Here is a 2157-nt window from a genome sequence, read left to right on the forward strand (position 1 = left end):
TTTCGCGAGCTGGCCTACGACATCAAGGGGATGCTGGCCCTGGGAGGGGTGATGACGGCCGACACCAAGACCTGATCACACTTTTAGGCAGCCCTGGGGCGAAGAGCACTTTCCAACCATGCCATTCACCTGATCCGCCACCGTTCATTCACTGATGCCAATGAGCAGCTACCGGCCATGCTCTCTGCGGCTAGGTGATGGCAAGCGTTAGATCCATTCTGAACGGGTGGGTCGGAACCAAGCTTGATGAGCTACCACCTCAGCCCAAAAAGTACTTGGATGGTTACCATCGCAAAATGAATCCACATCACGAGGCGATGGTACGCTTGGACTACCACGGGGCTCAGTAGTGACGAAAGCACGGCAAGGCGAGCTGAAGCTTTCTTTCCCTTACATACCTCCCGCTAGCCGCTCCCCCAAGGTGCGAGAAGCGATTAACCACTTGGCGGCCGGAGGTGGAATTGAGGCCAGAGGGGCGGTTTTCACCAAGCCAGAAGTAGTTAACTTTATTCTGGATTTATCTGGCTACAAGGCTACATCTGATCTTTCACAACTGAGGTTGCTAGAGCCTTCCTTTGGCGGAGGAGACTTCCTGTTTCCCGCAATAAAGAGGCTCTTGGGCTCTTGGCGAACACATAAGTCGCGGAATCCGACTAGCAATGAACTTCAAGATTCAATAGTTGCATTTGAGCTTCACAAGAAGACATTCGAAGACACACGAGACGCAATACGTGAACTTCTGACCCAGGAAGGTATTACAGAGAAGGACGCAGGGTCTGTAGTAGACAAGTGGTTGCAGAATGATGATTATCTCCTTGCGCCTATCGATGGAAGTTTTGATTTCGTAGTCGGGAATCCTCCGTATGTTCGTCAAGAGCTAATCCCCGCGCCGCTACTCAGAGAATACCGAAGTAGGTTCAGTACACTTTACGATCGAGCAGATATCTATATTCCATTTATTGAGCGGTCTCTAGGCCTACTTGGACGAAGTGGTGCACTTGGTTTTATATGTGCAGATCGCTGGATGAAAAATAAATATGGAGGGCCTTTGAGAAAATTGATATCTGGGGATTATCACTTAAAAATCTATGTCGACATGTCTGACACTCAGGCATTCCAGTCTGATGTAATCGCTTATCCTGCCATAACAATTATTGAAAGGGGAGCTCCTGGGCCTACCCATATCGCACGGCATCCTGTCATTACTCAAGAGGCCCTAGAAGCCCTTGCGGTGGAACTTACTACTGGCAATCATGGTACAAAGGAGAGGGTCCGCTTCTCCTCTGGTATTACGAATGATTCTGATCCATGGCTTCTGAGCGGTTCCAGTCAGATTGAACTAATCAGACGCCTAGAGGAAGAGTTTCCAACGCTCGAAGAGGCAGGCTGCAAGGTTGGAATTGGCGTTGCAACTGGTGCTGATCGGGCTTTTATTGCTGATTATGAGAAGCTTGATGTTGAAGATGATCGCAAACTGCCGCTTGTAAGGACTAGAGACATAGCAAGTGGGGAGGTTAATTGGCTGGGCAAGGGAATTATCAATCCGTTCAGAGATGACGGGGGGTTGGTTGGCTTATCAGAGTATCCAAAGCTAAACCGCTATCTTGAAGCCCGAAGGACAATCATTTCTGGACGTCATTGCGCACAGAAGAATCCCAGGAACTGGTATCGCACCATTGATAGAATTACCCCCTCTCTTTTAAGCAAGCCCAAGCTTCTAGTGCCAGACATCAAAGGCCAATCTCATATTGTCTTCGAAGATGGTAGATTCTATCCTCACCACAACCTGTACTATATCGTTTCAGAAGAGTGGGATCTGCGTAGTCTTCAGGCCATCCTTTTGTCTTCGCTATCACGTGCCTTTATTTCTGCATATTCTACAAAGATGAGAGGTGGCTTCCTTCGATTCCAGGCCCAATACTTGCGGCGAATTCGGATACCAGAATGGAGCTCCTTGTCTGAACCAATGAAGGTGGCGCTCGCCGATGCAGCCGTTTCTAGGGATATAGCTGCCTGCGATGAAATCGTTTGCAGCCTTTTTGGATTAACTGTTGATGATTCTTGATTACCCATAAGGCTCCGCGACCCTGAGATCCCTTTCGGTGCAAGGCATACAGCAACAGACTGCATTGGCGATCCGTTCGGTCATCGCCGCCA

1 protein-coding gene is annotated in these 2157 nt (G+C 49.1%); it reads left to right on the top strand.

The genetic code is table 11. The features are described from left to right. Nucleotides 1-421 precede the first annotated feature (421 nt). A complete protein-coding gene (locus tag CJZ98_RS17535; protein WP_232756595.1) occupies nucleotides 422-2065 on the top strand; it encodes an Eco57I restriction-modification methylase domain-containing protein in 1644 nt (547 codons plus the stop codon). Nucleotides 2066-2157 lie beyond the last annotated feature (92 nt).

This window comes from Vulcanococcus limneticus LL, assembly GCF_002252705.1.
Classification (GTDB): domain Bacteria; phylum Cyanobacteriota; class Cyanobacteriia; order PCC-6307; family Cyanobiaceae; genus Vulcanococcus; species Vulcanococcus limneticus.